The organism is Acetobacter musti, from assembly GCF_011516835.1.
Taxonomy (GTDB): domain Bacteria; phylum Pseudomonadota; class Alphaproteobacteria; order Acetobacterales; family Acetobacteraceae; genus Acetobacter; species Acetobacter musti.
Genome location: NZ_WOTB01000001.1, coordinates 25698 through 41252, shown reverse-complemented (window position 1 = coordinate 41252; position 15555 = coordinate 25698). Strand labels below are relative to the sequence as shown.

Sequence of the window (15555 nt, the reverse complement as noted above, 5' to 3'; positions counted from 1 at the left end):
GGGCCTCCGCCGGTCGCAGGATACGGGACAGGCGCTGTCAGTTCCGATGAAGTTTTCTGACGTCACCACAGGATCGCGTCAGGCGCAATGTCTGATTGTTCTGAACATGCCATTGATCGTATCGACAGGAACCGCAATGATCGGGCTGCTCAGCAGACACATTTTCCCTCTTCCCCATCAAGAGAGAACACACGCCGCATGTCCTGTTTTCTTGTCCTTTCGGTGCATGACTTCCGCTCCCGCCGCAAGGCGAGTGTCCATTTTATTACGTCCGAACTGGCGAAACGGGGCCACACCAGATTTTTCTCAACGGGGCTCAGCACTCTTTCCGAACGTCGTGGCGACACCCGCACCGATCTGGGCGGACGCGCGAACCGGGTCGAGGTGACTGACGGGGTTGAGTGTTATCTGCAGCGTGGCCTGTGGCATCCGTTCCGTCTCAAAAAACCGGCTCTTCGCTTTTTTGAGGCGGCGATGTTCCGGCTTTACCGGCGCCGGATGCCGGAGGTTCTGCGGCAGTGGATTCGCGAGGCCGATGTTGTCTTTATCGAATCCGGCATGGCGGCGGTGTATGTGGAGGATGTCCGGCGGATCAAACCGTCCGCCCGCATCGTCTATCTGGCTTCCGACGATCTTTCGGTCATTGGCGCGGCCGGGACCATTCTGCGGGATTTCTCGCGCAATTTCGACAAGATCGATCTTGTGCGTCTTCCGTCGCGTCTGCTGCTGGAGGGAATGCCGCACGGACGAAGCGCGATTTTTGCTCCGCATGGCGTGGATCGCGCGCTGATGGACAAACCCCGCGCATCGCCATTTGACGGGCGGGCGGCCTGTGTCTCTGTCGGGTCGATGCTGTTCGACGCATCGTTCTTCAATCTTGCGGCTCCGGCTTTCCCCGATCTTGAGTTCCATGTCATCGGAGCGGGCCGGGCGGCCGAGGCGCTGGATCGCAGGCCGAATATTATCGTGCATGACGAGATGCCGTTCGAGGAGACGCTCGCCTATGTGCGGAACGCCCGGTTCGGTGTCGCGCCGTACCGGGATGCCAGCACGCCGCGTTATCTGCTCGATACGTCTCTGAAGCTCAAACAGTTCGCCTATTTCGGGAAGCCGGCGGTCTGTCCGGATTTCGCGATTGGCGATATTCCCGGCCGCTTCGGTTATACGCCCGGGGACAGCGCGTCGATTGCCGCCGCGATCCGGGCCGCTCTCGCCTGCGATGAGCCGATTTCCATCGATCTGCCCGAGTGGAGCGAGATCGTCGACCGGCTGCTTTCGCCTGAACGTTTCCCGGAGTTTCGTCTTGCTCCGCAGACGGACGGGCAGACGGTCGCGGTGTACCGCACGGAAATCCTGCCGCTTTCGGAAACATTTGTCCGCGATCAGGCTCTCGCTCTGCGTCGCTGGCATCCCGTGCTGATCGGGGAGCGGGAGATCGGCAAGCTGCCCCTGGACGGGCTTGAGATACGGGCGTGCAGCAAGGGGCCGGCGACATTTTTTCAGAAGGTCCGTGGTGTCATTGGCCGGCGATTCGATCTGCCCTCCCCTGGCATCATGCGGATCGCCCGTTCTGTCGCGCCGGCGCTGGTTCACGCCCATTTCGGTTTCGATGGTGTGGAAGCCTGGCCCGTTGCCCGCCGGCTTGGCGTGCCTCTTCTTGTTACCCTGCATGGTTCGGATGTCACGACACGGATGGACTGGTTCGCTGCCGGCCGGTCCGGACGGCGGTGGAAGCGCTATCCGTCCAGACTTGCCAGGCTGGCTCGTGAAAAAAATGTCGGTTTTGTTGCCGTTTCAGGCCCCATCCGGGACGCGGCGATCCGCATCGGTCTTCCGGCGGAACGGATTTCGATCTGTCATATCGGTGTGGATGTGGACCGATTCCGTCCTTCGGAACCGACTCCCGGACAACGGGCGCCGGTTATTCTGTTCGTCGGACGGCTTGTTGAGAAGAAGGGCGCCTCTTTCCTTCTTGAGGCCTTTGAGCGGGTGAGACATGCGGTTCCGGGTGCTGAGCTGGTTATCGCCGGGGACGGGCCGGACAGGCCGGAGCTGGAACGACGCGTGGGGGGATCGGCGGGGGTCACGTTTATGGGCGCGGTCAGCCGTGACACGATTCAGGATCTGATGGCGAAGACCCGGGTGTTCTGTCTGCCGAGTATCGTTGCCCGAAACGGCGACATGGAAGGATTGCCGCTCGTTCTTCTGGAGGCTCAGGCCAGCGGCGTGCCGGTCGTGACTTCGGCGAGCGGCGGCACCACCGAGGGCATGATCGACGGCGAAACAGGTTTCGCTTTCGCGGAAAAGGATGTGGATGCGCTGGCGCGTCATCTCATTACGATTCTCAGCGACGACACGCTTGCCGACCGGTTTGGTGGTGCGGCCCGGTCTTTCATCGAGGAGGCACATGATCTCCGCGCCTGTACCGCACGTCTGGAAGCTGTTTACGATCAGATGGTGTCCCGATGACGTCCGGCTTTTCGGTCATTATTCCCGTCTATAATGCGGAAAATTTTCTGCTGCGCGCGGTTCGTTCGGTTCAGGAGCAGACGCTGGCTCCGCTTGAGATTCTGATGGTCGACGACTGTTCGACGGACGGGACGAGAGACGTTGTCGCAAAGCTTGCTGAAGCGGATTCCCGCATCCGGCTTCTTCAGACGGCGCAGAACGGGGGGCCGTCCGCGGCGCGGAATCTTGGGATCAACGCTGCAAAGGGAGACTGGATCGCCACGCTCGATGCTGACGATGCATTTGAGCCGGATCGTCTGCGCCGCCTTGCGGATCTGACTGCCGGCGCGCCTGAACCGGATATCGTCGCGGACGATCTTCTTTATTACGATTCGGGTGCGCATTGTCCGACCGGTCCTGCTCATGCCACGCGGGGTTTTACTGGCAGGGACATCACCCTTGCGGATTATCTCCGGCATAATCTGGCGGATGGCAAAGGCGCGGACTGGGGTCTTCTGAAACCCTGCTTCCGGCGCGACTTTCTTATGCGGACGAATCTGCGCTATCCGGCTTCGATGCGTCATGGCGAGGATTTCGCTTTTATGGTGTCGCTGCTTGAAAGCGGCGCGCGCTTCAGGCTCCTGGATGAGGCTCTCTATCTCTACACGCAGCGATCGGGAGCGATCAGCAGGCGCGTGTCCGATCTTTCACGGACCAGCATTGCTTACGGGGCTCTGGCGCGCTCGGCGCTGACGCTCGCGCGGGAGCCGGGGATTTCTGGCCGGCCGGACCTGGTGACGCTGCTGCGCCAGCGGGCCGACGGGCTCATGCGTCTTGATGATGCGCATTTCTTTTCTGTCGCCGTTCGCAGGAAGGATATCGGCGGCCTGCTGCGCAGGCTCAGAGAGCGGCCTTCGTTCGGGCCGTTTATCTGTCTGCTGATCTTTCGGGCCATCTGCCGGCGCGTTGTTCGCCGAGGGTAGAAGCTGTTCCTGAAACTGCCTTATGAAAATAAAAGTTTTTGGGTGCCGCCTTTTTTCAAAAAGGCGGTGTCTTTCGAAGCTTTTTGAAAAAAGCTTCACCAAAAACTTTTATCTTTATCAAAGATTTGTCGTGAAATACGGCTGAGCAGCCTGTTTCCGGAAGCAGTCAGGTCTTTGGCGGGAGTTTTCCCTGCTGTTTCAGGCTCAGCCAGTTTCCTCCCTGAAGAGCGATCATGTCATGCAGGGTGACTGCCAGAAGTGCTCCGGCGCGTGTGAGTTCGCGGGCGAGGTCTTCATCTCCGGGGGCAAACCGGGCTGGTCCCTGCCCGCTCGTGGTGCAGAGTCTGACCGCTATCAGAGCGGTCGCATGCAGGCTCAGGGCGCGGCGCAGAATCTTCGCGGCTTCGATCCGGGGGCCGCGACGGGCGCCCTCCCCTGTATTTTCGGCGCCTGTGTTTTCCGTGGGAACGGCTTCGTCGCCAAGCAGGCGATTGCGATTATCGAGGAACAGAATACGCAGCTGTCCGGGCACGGCTCCGTCCAGGGCTGTGTCGAAATATCCCAGGAGGGCATCCCAGTTGCCGAGCACGGGCCGCTGGCGCGCTTCCGCTTCGGCGAGACGGCATGCTGCCACGGCGGGCAGCTTCAGGGCGGTGATTGTCTCATCGTTCAGCTGTGCGGAGCGGAGCGCGGCGGGTGACGCGTTGAGGACGCTGGCGAGCGACCCGAACCGGTTGATCAGCGATTTCGCCAGCGGCTTCGTATCGCGCCGGGGAATTCCGTAGAACAGCAGCATTTCGACGAGTTCGTAATCCGCCAGCGCCGCTGCCCCGCGCGACAGGACGCGCTCCCGCATCCGTCCCCTGTGTCCTGTCGGTCCCGTGCTGGCAAACCGGGACGGCTCCGCGTTTTTCAGGCGCGGGAATGGCGAGTGCGGTGCGTCCATCCGTGATCATCCATCAGTGAGCCGCCGTTGCTTTTCCGTCGCCTTTGATCGGTGAGAGAAGGAAACAGAAGGGGACGACACAGAAGGCGGCGATGCCGAAAATCATGAAGGCTTCATTATAGGCCAGCATGGCGACCTGCTGCCCGAAATCGACGAACAGATGCCGCTGGGCCAGGGCGGAGGCGGCCTGCGGCTGGTTGTGGTCGAGGGCGAACTGCCGGCCCTGTGCGAGGTAATCGTTAAAGGGCTGATGAAACGGTGTCATCCACTGTACCATGTCGGACTGATGAGCCTGCCGGCGTTCGGTGATCAGCGCGGTCGCGCCCGAGATACTGAGTGAGCCGAGGAAGTTCCGGACCATCGAGAAGAGCGCGGAGGCATCGGCATTCATGTCGCGCGACAGGGTTGAATAGGCGATTGTCGACAGGGGCACGAACAGGAACGCGAGGCACGCCGTCTGACTCATGCGGAAGAAGACAAGATGCCGGAAATCGAGATACGGCACGAGATGGGCCGACCAGAACAGGGCGAGTCCCATCAGGGTGAAGCCGATTGCGATCACCAGTCTGACCGACATGACTGTCATCAGCCTGCCGACGATGGGGATCAGGAAAATCACCGCGATGCCGCCTGGCGAGAGGACGAGGCCGGACAGGGTCGCGGTGTAGCCGATGACCTGCTGCGCGAACTGCGGAACGATGATGGCCGATGAATAGAGCAGCGCGCCCATGGCGCCCATCAGGAAGGTCGCGACCGCGAAATTGCGGTCTCTGAACACCCGCAGATCGACCGCCGGCTGCTTTGCTTTCAGGAGCCAGATGACGGCGCCGATGATGCCGGTCGCGGCCAGCACGCCCATGATGCAGATGAAGTTCGAGCCGAACCAGTCATCATCTTCGCCGCGATCGACCATGACTTCCAGGCATCCGAATCCCAGCGTGATCAGGCTGATGCCGATCACGTCGATGGGTTCCCGGCGCTTCACCGCCCAGGGCGGGTCGTCCACCAGAAAGGCGACCGCGACTGTCGTGGCGATTCCGAACGGCACGTTGATGAAGAAAATCCAGCGCCAGGAGAAATTGTCGGTGATCCAGCCGCCGAGCGTTGGCCCGAGCACCGGGCCGACCACGGTGGCGATAGCGGTGAGGCCGAAAGCCGCCGCGCGTTTTTCCGGCGGAAATGTGTCCAGAATGATGGATTGCTGATTGGGCTGCAGTCCGCCGCCGAAGAACCCCTGGAGGAGCCGGAAGACGATCAGCTCGCCCAGGCTGGTGGAGATTCCGCAGAGGAAGGACGTGACGGTAAACATGGCGATGCACACCATGAAATAGGTCTTGCGTCCGAACAGTTTGCCCAGCCAGCCGGAGATCGTCAGGACGATGCCGTTGGCGACGAGGTAGGATGTCAGCGTCCAGGTGGCGTCGTCATATGTGCTCGACAGGCTGCCGGCGATGTGGGGCAGCGAGACGTTCACGATCGTTGTGTCAAGAATTTCCATGAACGCCGCCATGGTGACCACGAAAGCGATCAGCCATGGATTGTGCTTCGGCTTCCAGTCGTCAGCGTGGCTGCCGTTGCCCCCGGAAGCCGTGCTCATGGTGAGCCGGGCTCCGGCTGCCGGACATTGTGCGGCTCATGCTGCGGCCCGTTTTGAAGGCCGTTCTGCGGGCCATGCTGCGGGTCGCGGTCGACGATGCGGCCGTCGGGGCCGCGTGCCGGCGCGGTGTCCGTGTGGACGACCGGCACCACGGAAAGGCCGAGGGCGAGCGGCACTTCCGGGTCCAGCCCGCGATCGATGCGGATTTTGACCGGGACACGCTGGACGATCTTCACGTAGTTGCCGGTGGCGTTCTCCGGCGGGAAGGCGCTGAAGGTGGCGCCGGTGCCTTTCTGCAGCGAATCGATATGGCCGTGCAGATCGTGGGCCGGGTAGGCGTCCACCTCGATATCGACCAGCTGACCGGGGCGCATGCTGGTGATCTGGGTTTCCTTGTAGTTCGCGATCACCCACACTTCCGGTTCGACGATCGAAAACAGGCTCTGGCCGGTGGAGACGTAACGGCCGGCCTCGACATTACGCTGGGAGATCCAGCCATCGTGCGGGGCGCGGATTTCCGTCCATTGCAGGTTCAGGTCCGCCAGCGCGAGCTGCGCTCTGGCGTTTGCGAGCTGAGCTTCCTGGCCGGAGACCATGGCCTTTGCATTTGCGACGTTTGGCACGACCGGCGTTGCGATTTCGACCTGCGCCTGTGCTTCGTCGACCTGGGCACGCGCGGCATCGAGGGACGCTTTCGAGTAATCGATATCCTGCTGCGACGTTGCGGCCCGCATGACGGAGTGCTGGCGTTTGTAATCCGTTTCGGCGCGGAATTCCTGGGCTTTCGCCGCTGCGAGCTGTCCCCGGGCGGCGAGCAGGCGGCCGGGGAAGTTCTTTTCGGCGACTGCCAGCAGCATCTGATTGCCGGCCACCGAGGCTTCGGCCTGGGCTTCCGCGGCGGCGGCCTTGTCACGTTCGGCCTGCCAGTCACGCGGGTCGATCCGCGCGAGCAGTTGTCCGGCGTGGACGAACTGGTTGTCATCGACCAGGAGTTCGGTGACGTATCCGGAGACATGCGGTGCGATTGTGATCGCCCGGCCCTGGGTGAAGGCGTCATCCGTCTCGATATCAAACCGGTGCAGGAACCAGTAGACCGCTGCGGCGACGATCAGGAGCAGCAGCACCAGAATCAGGACTGCCCGGATCAGCGGATTGCTTTTTTTCTTAGGAGGCTTTCCCCCTTTGGCCGGGGCCGAAGCGGGACCACCGGAAGCAGTTGATTCGGTTGTCCCATGATCCTGCTGTTCGTCGGCCATGCCGTCTCCGTCTGTACACCTGAAATTTCGTCGAACGGCCGATTTTCAGCGCGTGACAACGCTGACCGATCGGTTCGGTCAGTTTTTCGCACGGCATTCAACTCTCATCAAGTCGCAGACGATACGAAGACGGGATTATCTGACGGCATCGGAAGCCAGATTGATCTTGACCGCCCGTTTGGGTGCAGGCAAAAGACGCCCGGACGAGAGCGGTCCTGTCATGCCTTTTTGCTGGCATGTCTGCCGGGTTAGCACAGTGGTAGTGCAGCGGTTTTGTAAACCGAAGGTCGGGGGTTCAAATCCCTCACCCGGCACCATAATTTTCAGAACAATTTGAAATGCGATCTGTCCGGATGAGCCGTTTGTGAAACGGTTTTTCGGGGCTTTGTTCCGCGCCCCGCAGGGGACTACCGCAGTCTCCTGAGGAGTCTCCGCCCGCGCTGGCGCAGGCGCAGTATGGCGTATCGTCTGGCAAAAAGCCGGACTGCTCTGGCGTAAAGCGCCCTGTCGGCGCGGGTCAGTGCGTCCAGGCGCGCGAGCAGTGCGGGGGTCATCGGCTCTTCGGGAGGCTTCACGAACGCCGCTTCGTTCCGCACCAGATCGTTGAGGACCTGGAGGGGGGCGACCGGCTGCATCGCCAGTCCTGTCGCGTCATTGATGAGGAGACGCGATTCTTCCATCCGTTCGACCAGCCCGAAGGCTGTCATCGCTCTGAGCGCCGTCCAGGCCTGTTCGCCGGCCTGCTCCGGGTTCGTGATGAGGATGTCGTCCGGTCCGGTCTCGCCTTTTGCCCCTGTGCGGATCAGCTGGCCTGTGATGGCGTCCCGGACCGAAGCGCTCCGAATGACGACGGGATCGGAGAAGAACGTCTCCGCGTCCATCGTCCGGGCGCGGCGGACCAGCGGATGGCTCTGTGTGGCTGCTGTTTCGCGGTGTGCCCGCCAGAAACGCCAGAGCGACATCAGCCGCGCCCGCGGTTCACGCAGCATGGTGATGACCTGCACGGTGCCGGGGATCGAACGGCAATATGCGAGATCGAAATGGCCAGAGAACAGATCGTACCGGGAGAGTTCGTTGATCGTCCAGCATCCCAGCGCGTCGAACCGCTCGGGGCAGATCCGCTCTGGCGGAAACTGGCTGGCCAACATCGCATGCAATGTGCTGCCGCCGCATTTCTCGATGTGAACGAAGGCCAGGCGACGTCCGGCGAGGACGGTACGGGAGATTTCACCGGCGTCTTTTTTCAGCTGTCGCAGGCGTGCCGCGAATTCATCGCTCAGCATGAGACGCCGGGCCAGAGTCTGTTCGCTGTCTGCCGGCTCCCGCGCTGCTTCGGCCTCGCGCTCGGCCTGTGTCGGCTCCCGGCCGAGCAGGAGGGGCCAGATCGGCGAAAGCGGGTCGTCAGCCATTTGCGGACAGGCTCTGAACGGGATTTTGCGAGGTTTGTGGTGAGCCCTGGCAGGGAGTGTGGTCTCTCTGAGTCAGGTTCACGGGCAGACAGGTGGTCATAAACGAACGGGGGTGAAGGGGCCTGCAGCCTCCTTCACCCCCGTTTGCAGGACTGACGATCACCTGAGGATCAGGCGGATTTCGCCATGATCTCTTCCGCGACATTGCGCGGAACCGGGTCGTAATGGTGGAACTGCATCGTGAAGGATGCGCGGCCTTTCGTCATCGAACGGAGATGCGAGATGTAGCCGAACATTTCCTTCAGCGGCACCTGAGCGCGAACCATGACGGTCGAGCCTGAGGTCTCCTGGCTCTGGATCATGCCGCGACGACGGTTCAGGTCGCCCACCACGTCACCGACGTGATCGTTCGGGGTTGTGACCTCGACGTCCATGATCGGCTCGAGGATCACCGGACCGGCCTGCTTCATACCCTCGCGGAAACAGGCTTTTGCGGCGATTTCGAAGGCCAGAGCCGACGAGTCGACATCATGGTACTTGCCGTCCAGCAGCGTGAATTTGAAATCCACGGTCGGGAAGCCGGCGAGCACGCCGCTTGTGGACTGGACGCGAATGCCTTTTTCGACGGCCGGGATGTATTCCTTCGGAACCGAGCCACCGACGACCTTGTTCTCGAAGGCGATACCTTCGTTCCGCTCCTGCGGGGCGAACTCGATCTTCACTTCGGCGAACTGACCCGAACCACCGGACTGCTTCTTGTGGGTGTAGGTCTCGGTGTGCGGCTTGCTGATCGTCTCGCGGTAAGCGACCTGCGGGGCGCCGACATTCGCGTCCACGCCATATTCACGACGCAGACGGTCGATGATGATGTCGAGATGCAGCTCGCCCATGCCGGAGAGAATGGTCTGGCCCGTTTCCTGGTCGGTCTTCAGACGCAGGGAAGGATCTTCGCCGGCCAGCTTCTGCAGAGCCAGCGTCATTTTCTCGACGCCGTCCTTTGTCTTCGGCTCGACCGAGAGATCAATGACGGGAACCGGGAAGCTCATCCGCTCCAGCACGACCGGATCGGCCGGATCGGCCAGCGTGTCACCCGTCTGGCTGTCTTTCAGGCCGACGAAAGCGGCGATGTCACCGGCATGGACTTCGGACAGTTCCTCGCGTTTGTCGGCGTGCATCTGATAGATGCGGCCGATACGCTCCTTGTGCCCTTTCGTCGTGTTCAGAACGGTGTCGCCGGTCTTCAGAACACCACGATAGACGCGCACGAAGGTCAGCGTGCCGTATTTGTCGTTGATGATCTTGAACGCCAGGCCGGCGAACTTGCCGTTCGGGTCGACCGGGATGATCGGCAGTTTCTTCTCGTCCACATCGTCGGCGTCTTCCGGCGGGGCGCAGCGGATACCTTCGACGTCATCGGGAGCCGGCAGATAGTCGATGACGGCATCGAGAAGCGGCTGAACGCCCTTGTTCTTGAACGCCGTGCCGCAGAGGACCGGGCGGAACTCGCCGGTCAGCGCGCCCTTCTTGATGCATTTCTTCAGGGTTTCGACGGAGACGTCGCCCTTTTCGAAATACTCTTCCATGGCGTCGTTATCGACGGCCAGGGCTGTATCGAGCAGGTTCTGACGCGCTTCCTCGGCTTTCTCTTTCAGATCGGCCGGAATTTCCTCGTCATGGAACTTCGCGCCGAGCTCGCCGCCTTCCCAGACGATCGCCTTCATCTCGACCAGATCGACGACGCCGAGGAAGTTCTCCTCGGCTCCGATCGGGAGCTGAAGCGGGATCGCAACGATGTCCAGCTTCTCTTTCAGCGTATCGAAGGCGCGATAGAAATCGGCGCCCGTGCGATCGAGCTTGTTGATGAAGATGATGCGCGGAACATTGTAGCGGTCGGCGAGACGCCAGTTGGTCTCGGACTGCGGCTGCACGCCCGCGACGCCTTCGATGATGAAGATGGCGCCGTCCAGCACGCGGAGCGAGCGGTTCACTTCGATGTTGAAATCGATATGACCCGGCGTGTCGATAATGTTGATGCGGTGGTCTTTCCACTCGCATGTCACGGCGGCGGAGGTGATGGTGATGCCGCGCTCACGCTCCTGCGCCATGTAATCGGTTGTGGTGTTTCCCTCGTGAACCTCACCGATCTTATGCGACACGCCTGTGTAATACAGGATGCGCTCGGTCGTCGTGGTCTTGCCGGCGTCGATATGCGCGGTGATCCCGATATTACGGATTTTCGAGAGTTCGGACTGGGCGGACACGGGGGTTCTCCGGGAAACGGCTGGGCCAGGAATGGGCCAGAAAACGGACAGAGATGAACAGGCCTGGGGCAGGAAATCTATGGAGCATGGCGGGAGAGATGTCTCTCCGCGCCTTTGCCGGATATGAAACAGGCTCCGGTCCGGAGCCGGCCACCGCTACGACGCTGTCTTGACACAGCCTCCGCAGGCATGCGGCGATCAGGACTGGCGGCGGCCCGCCGCAATGCGGGGTCTGCCGCCGTCAGACTTCAGGCAGCGGCGCCTGCCTGCTTCTTCGCTCTGGCGCGCTGGATACGGCGCTTGATCACCTGAGCTTCGGTGGTGAGGTTACGATTCGGCGTGTCGAGCAGGAAAGCATCCAGGCCGCCGTTATGCTCGATCGTGCGCAGGCCGCGCGTGCTGACGCGCATCGGCACCGACGCTCCGAGGATCTCGGAAAGAACCGAGACTTCCTGAAGATTCGGCAGAAAACGGCGGCGGCTCTTGTTATTGGCGTGGCTGACGTTGTTGCCCGTCAGGACACCCTTGCCAGTGATCTCGCAACGGCGGGACATGATTACTTCCTCGGTCAAAAAAGAACAGGGGCCGAGGCGATGCCCGGCTTTCATCCTTCACAATCAGGCGCGGCTTATGACGGAGGCGTTCTCCACAGTCAAGCAAACTATGGCGGTCAGCCGGCACGAATGTGCTGCGCGCGGCTCTTCCCGCCTGGATTTGCCGGTTCTGCGCCCTCCGGCTCCCCCGCCCGATAAAGCGGATCAGGTAAAGCGGGTCAGGCGCTCCCGGACGGGCTGGCCTTCCCGGCCTGCTGCAGTTCGCCGGAACGCACGCTCTGCATGGCGCTGTCCAGGATCTTCAGAATCGTATCGCGATCCATGGTGCGGGCGAGGAGGCCGAGCGATCCGCCCAGCAGGGCGGAGGCCACGGAGAGCGGCGCGTGGTGCTCGTCGAGCAGATGCTCGATGGCGTGCTCGACGACCATCGCGCATTTGGTCAGTTCTTCGGAGATCTGCTCGGGCTGGGGGCCGGATTCCGTCACCTGTTTCGCCGGGGTCTGTTTGTCGCTCGTTTTACTGTCGGTCATATCGTCTCATCCTCTGATAACGCCGGTCATGCGGCCCTGCGTTCTGTTCAGCCAGTCTCAGACCGGCAGTTTTTCCGGCACAGTCTGCGCGGAATCGTCCATTCCGGCATCCTGCGCGGCCCACATGGCGGCGTACAGGCCGCCTTTCGCCACGAGATCGGCATGACGGCCCCGCTCCTGCACGCGACCGTCTGCCAGTACCAGTATTTCGTCTGCATCGACCACAGTTGAAAGACGGTGTGCGATCACGACAGTGGTACGTTCAGCGGAAACCGCCCGCAGCGCCGACTGGATCTCCCGTTCGGTATGGGTGTCGAGCGCGCTGGTGGCTTCGTCCAGGATCAGGAGCCGGGGGTCCTTGAGAATCGTGCGGGCGATGGCGACGCGCTGTTTTTCGCCGCCGGAGAGTTTCAGCCCCCGCTCACCGACACGTGTTCCGTAACCGTCGGGCAGCGACACGATGAAGTCATGGACCTGGGCCAGCCGGGCCGCGTGTTCGATCTCTTCCTGGGTGGCGCCGAGACGCCCGTAGGCGATATTGTAGCCGATGGTGTCATTGAACAGGACGGTGTCCTGCGGGACGACGCCGATTGCGGCCCGGAGGTCGGCCTGGCGATAGGCGCGGACATCATGGCCATCGATCATCACGTGGCCGGACCAGACGTCATAGAAGCGGAACAGCAGCCGGCTGATGGTCGATTTTCCGGCGCCGGTGGGGCCGACGATGGCGACGAGGGTGCCGGGAGCGGCGGAGAAGCTGACGCCGTGGAGAATCTCCCGGTCGGGCCGGTAGCCGAAATGGACGTCTCTGAACGCGACGCTGACGGGTGCGGCGTCGTGCAGTCTTGCCGCGATCGGCAGGGGGTGGGCGGGGTCCGCGACCTCGACCGTTTCCTCCAGCAGGCCGAACATATGCTCCAGATCGACCAGCGCGTTACGGATCGAGGAGTAGATGGAGCCTAAGAAATTTAGCGGTGCGTAGAGCTGGAGCAGGTAGGTGTTGACCAGCACGAAACGTCCCACGCTCAGGCGGCCGGCGGAGACGTCCGCGCCCGCGAGCAGCATGATCAGCATCAGGGCGGTCCCGATGATCGCGGCCTGGCCGAAATTCAGGAGTCCGAGCGTGTACTGGGTCTGCGTCGCCGCGCGGGCGTAGCGGGTCTGGGCGTCTCCGTAGCGTCTCGCCTCGTGCGCCTCGTTGCCGAAATATTTGACGGTTTCGTAATTCAGCAGGCTGTCGAGCGCCTTGTCGGTGGCTTCGCTGTTGATGTCGTTCATCCGGCGGCGGATGCCGATTCGCCAGGAGGTAAAGGCGAAGGTGAAGACGACATAGGCGATGACGGCCAGCAGGATCATTCCGGCGTAGCGCCAGTCGAACACGATCCATATCAGTCCGATGACCATGAACGCCTCGAGAAGCGTTGGCACGATGATCAGGCCCATCCGGAGCAGTGTTTCCACGGCCTCGGTGCCGCGTTCGATCGCGCGGGTCACGCCGCCGGTCCGGCGGTCCATATGAAAGCGGAGCGACAGTTCGTGCATGTGAACGAAGCTGCGCATCGCGGCGTCACGGGCGACCCTGTACCGGACCGGCGCGAAGACCATGTCGCGCAGTTCGTTGAAGGCGGACGACATGATGCGGACCAGTCCGTAGCCGACGATGAGCAGGACCGGGACGGTGACGACGGAATCGGGGCGGGAGAGGTGGTCGATGATCCGGCTGTAGAGCCAGGGCACGGCGATGGTCACGACTTTGGCGAGCACCATCAGCAGGAGCACGGCGATAACGCGGAGGCGCAGGCCGGGATCGTTACGGGGCCATAAGTAAGGCAGCAGCCTGGAGAGGGTAAGACCTGCGGGCCGGGACGGTCGGGGCGCAGCATTCGACGGGGGACTCATGCGTCCCGATGTGGCAGCTTCACGCGGTTTTGCAAGCCCTCGTGATCCTGACGGGCGGCGGCCCGGCATTGTCAGCGCCCTGCTCTCCCCGTAGGAAAAATGGCCAGACGCCCGTTATGGGCTCAGACTGCTTCTGTCAGTTCGGAAGGTTGCCATGCTCCGTCACCCTGCTTTGTTCCGCCCTGCCTGTCATCGGAGAGACGGGAAATGAGCAACGCCGCGGATGGCTTCATGCGCCATATCGAGGCCTGCAATACGGCCGTTCTGCCGGGCGGGCGGCCGGTCTTCAGGCTGGGGGGAGAGGCTGCGGGTTATATCGATCCCCGCATTGCTCCGGAGCTTGGCCGGCTGGGTCTCGCGGATGGCGCGGCGTTCTCGCTGACCGATCCCTCACGGCTTGAGGCGATCGGCCAGCGTCTTGCCGATGAGGGCTTCTACCGGTCACATCACGAGCTGTTCGACGTCCGCACCGCCGAAGACCGGCCGCCTGTCGCGCGGATCGACCGTGGGGCGCTGCCTCTCTTCGGGCTGATCGCGACCGGCGTTCATCTCAACGGGCTTGTCCGCAGGGAGGACGGTCTGCATCTCTGGGTCGGGCGGCGTTCGGCCGGGAAGCGCCTCGATCCGGGCAAGCTCGATCATCTCGTCGCCGGCGGCGTCTCCGCCGGGCTGACGCCGGATGCCGCGCTGTTCAAGGAAGCCGGAGAGGAGGCCAGCCTGCCTCCGGAGATCATGAAGAATGCCCGGCATGCCGGGACGATTCGCTATGCGCTCGATCGTCCGGAGGGGCTGCGCCGCGATCTGCTGATCTGTTACGACCTGGTTCTGACGGATCTGTTCACGCCGGAGCCGGCGGATGGCGAGGTGGAGGAGTTTCTTCTTCTCCCGATCGCTGAGGTCTTTCGACTTGTGCGGGATACGGATGAGTTCAAGTTCAACGTCAATCTCGTGCTGATCGATCTCTTTCTGCGGGAGGGGCTGATCGATCCGCAGTCGGCGGAAGGCAGGAGGCTCCGGAGCGGGCTTCATGGTGACAGGAGCGTCTTATGAGCATGACACGCCGGATTGCGCTGACGGCGTTTGCGCTGCTCGTCACCGGATGTCAGGCGCCTGACGGCGGGACGCGGCCGGCGATGCGGGAGGCGACACAGGCGACGGCGCAGCCGGTCGCGGGGGAGAGTGTGCCGCGGCTTTGCGGTGCCCTGGGCGCCACGTCTGACCTTCAGATTACACTGATGTTCGGGATGACCCGGCCTGAGGGCGGCGTCGTGACAGATGCGGACTGGCGGGGCTTTCTTCGCGATGTGATCACGCCGCGCTTTCCGGCGGGTCTGACGGTTCAGAACGGCCTTGGTCAGTGGCAGGACCGGGAAACGGGCCGCATCGGCACGGAGCCGTCGCGGCTGGTGTGGGTCGTCACGGAGGAAACGCCGGATCTGGGGAACAAAATCACGGCGATCCGGGATGCGTATAAGAAGACATTTCACCAGCAGGCTGTCGGGCTGACCGTCACCAGGGGGTGTTCGTCTTTCTGACGGCCTCCGCGCCGGAAGGACGAGGCCGGGAAAGACGAAACCGGGACGGGGCGGCCTCCCCTGCCCTTCCGGTGGAAAAGCTGTCGGGCTTTTCCCGGCTCAGGCGTGAGGGCCTGTCAGAGAAACAGGTTTCAGAG

At 62.4% G+C, this 15555-nt stretch carries 12 protein-coding genes and 1 tRNA gene; 5 read left to right on the top strand and 8 right to left on the bottom strand.

Features of this window, described 5'->3' with window-relative positions; genetic code table 11:
* Positions 1 to 198: 198 nt before the first annotated feature.
* On the top strand, positions 199 to 2469 hold the full coding sequence (locus GOB93_RS00160; protein WP_173581597.1) for a GumK N-terminal domain-containing glycosyltransferase: 2271 nt from the start codon (positions 199 to 201) through the stop codon (positions 2467 to 2469).
* Positions 2466 to 3431 carry a glycosyltransferase family 2 protein gene (locus GOB93_RS00155; protein WP_173581596.1) on the top strand — a complete coding sequence of 322 codons (966 nt, stop codon included), beginning with the start codon at positions 2466 to 2468 and terminating at the stop codon, positions 3429 to 3431. The genes GOB93_RS00160 and GOB93_RS00155 overlap by 4 nt, the downstream gene beginning before the upstream one ends.
* 166 nt (positions 3432 to 3597) lie before the next feature.
* On the opposite strand, the gene GOB93_RS00150 is transcribed toward GOB93_RS00155, so the two are convergent.
* From GOB93_RS00150 to GOB93_RS00140, 3 genes are read right to left on the bottom strand one after another with little or no spacing between them, the layout of a single operon-like run.
* On the bottom strand, positions 3598 to 4377 hold the full coding sequence (locus GOB93_RS00150; RefSeq protein ID WP_173581595.1) for a JAB domain-containing protein: 780 nt from the start codon (positions 4375 to 4377) through the stop codon (positions 3598 to 3600).
* A gap of 13 nt (positions 4378 to 4390) precedes the next feature.
* Positions 4391 to 5974: a DHA2 family efflux MFS transporter permease subunit gene (locus tag GOB93_RS00145; protein ID WP_173581594.1), complete on the bottom strand. Its 1584-nt coding sequence runs from the start codon at positions 5972 to 5974 to the stop codon at positions 4391 to 4393.
* Positions 5971 to 7230, bottom strand: a complete 1260-nt coding sequence (locus GOB93_RS00140; protein ID WP_173581593.1) for an HlyD family secretion protein — start codon at positions 7228 to 7230, stop codon at positions 5971 to 5973. Before GOB93_RS00140 ends, GOB93_RS00145 begins: the two co-directional genes overlap by 4 nt.
* 242 nt (positions 7231 to 7472) lie before the next feature.
* On the opposite strand from GOB93_RS00140, the gene GOB93_RS00135 reads away from it, so the two are divergent.
* A tRNA-Thr gene (locus GOB93_RS00135) sits at positions 7473 to 7547 on the top strand.
* 90 nt (positions 7548 to 7637) lie between these two features.
* On the opposite strand, the gene GOB93_RS00130 is transcribed toward GOB93_RS00135, so the two are convergent.
* The 5 genes from GOB93_RS00130 to GOB93_RS00110 form a co-directional block, all read right to left on the bottom strand.
* The gene (locus GOB93_RS00130) at positions 7638 to 8639 is read right to left on the bottom strand and encodes a hypothetical protein (protein ID WP_173581592.1); all 1002 of its coding nucleotides are present in this window, start codon (positions 8637 to 8639) and stop codon (positions 7638 to 7640) included.
* A 170-nt stretch (positions 8640 to 8809) separates the two neighbouring features.
* Complete coding sequence (fusA, locus tag GOB93_RS00125; protein WP_173581591.1) at positions 8810 to 10900, bottom strand: elongation factor G; 2091 nt, start codon at positions 10898 to 10900, stop codon at positions 8810 to 8812.
* A gap of 248 nt (positions 10901 to 11148) precedes the next feature.
* The gene (gene rpmB, locus GOB93_RS00120; protein ID WP_173581590.1) at positions 11149 to 11454 is read right to left on the bottom strand and encodes a 50S ribosomal protein L28; all 306 of its coding nucleotides are present in this window, start codon (positions 11452 to 11454) and stop codon (positions 11149 to 11151) included.
* Between the two features lie 218 nt (positions 11455 to 11672).
* Positions 11673 to 11984: a hypothetical protein gene (locus tag GOB93_RS00115; RefSeq protein WP_173581589.1), complete on the bottom strand. Its 312-nt coding sequence runs from the start codon at positions 11982 to 11984 to the stop codon at positions 11673 to 11675.
* Between the two features lie 57 nt (positions 11985 to 12041).
* A complete protein-coding gene (locus GOB93_RS00110) occupies positions 12042 to 13883 on the bottom strand; it encodes an ABCB family ABC transporter ATP-binding protein/permease (RefSeq protein ID WP_173581588.1) in 1842 nt (613 codons plus the stop codon).
* A 207-nt stretch (positions 13884 to 14090) separates the two neighbouring features.
* On the opposite strand from GOB93_RS00110, the gene GOB93_RS00105 reads away from it, so the two are divergent.
* On the top strand, positions 14091 to 14933 hold the full coding sequence (locus GOB93_RS00105; RefSeq protein ID WP_173581587.1) for an NUDIX hydrolase: 843 nt from the start codon (positions 14091 to 14093) through the stop codon (positions 14931 to 14933).
* Positions 14930 to 15418: a DUF3574 domain-containing protein gene (locus GOB93_RS00100; protein ID WP_242010440.1), complete on the top strand. Its 489-nt coding sequence runs from the start codon at positions 14930 to 14932 to the stop codon at positions 15416 to 15418. Before GOB93_RS00105 ends, GOB93_RS00100 begins: the two co-directional genes overlap by 4 nt.
* Positions 15419 to 15555 lie beyond the last annotated feature (137 nt).

What these genes read in the sequence shown, in the direction of transcription:
- GOB93_RS00160 (WP_173581597.1), top strand. Translation starts at nt 199, where the DNA reads ATGTCCTGTTTTCTTGTCCTTTCGGTGCATGACTTCCGCTCCCGCCGC.
- GOB93_RS00155 (WP_173581596.1), top strand. Translation starts at nt 2,466, where the DNA reads ATGACGTCCGGCTTTTCGGTCATTATTCCCGTCTATAATGCGGAAAAT.
- GOB93_RS00150 (WP_173581595.1), bottom strand. Translation starts at nt 4,377, where the DNA reads ATGGACGCACCGCACTCGCCATTCCCGCGCCTGAAAAACGCGGAGCCG.
- GOB93_RS00145 (WP_173581594.1), bottom strand. Translation starts at nt 5,974, where the DNA reads ATGAGCACGGCTTCCGGGGGCAACGGCAGCCACGCTGACGACTGGAAG.
- GOB93_RS00140 (WP_173581593.1), bottom strand. Translation starts at nt 7,230, where the DNA reads ATGGCCGACGAACAGCAGGATCATGGGACAACCGAATCAACTGCTTCC.
- GOB93_RS00130 (WP_173581592.1), bottom strand. Translation starts at nt 8,639, where the DNA reads ATGGCTGACGACCCGCTTTCGCCGATCTGGCCCCTCCTGCTCGGCCGG.
- rpmB (WP_173581590.1), bottom strand. Translation starts at nt 11,454, where the DNA reads ATGTCCCGCCGTTGCGAGATCACTGGCAAGGGTGTCCTGACGGGCAAC.
- GOB93_RS00115 (WP_173581589.1), bottom strand. Translation starts at nt 11,984, where the DNA reads ATGACCGACAGTAAAACGAGCGACAAACAGACCCCGGCGAAACAGGTG.
- GOB93_RS00110 (WP_173581588.1), bottom strand. Translation starts at nt 13,883, where the DNA reads ATGAGTCCCCCGTCGAATGCTGCGCCCCGACCGTCCCGGCCCGCAGGT.
- GOB93_RS00105 (WP_173581587.1), top strand. Translation starts at nt 14,091, where the DNA reads ATGAGCAACGCCGCGGATGGCTTCATGCGCCATATCGAGGCCTGCAAT.
- GOB93_RS00100 (WP_242010440.1), top strand. Translation starts at nt 14,930, where the DNA reads ATGAGCATGACACGCCGGATTGCGCTGACGGCGTTTGCGCTGCTCGTC.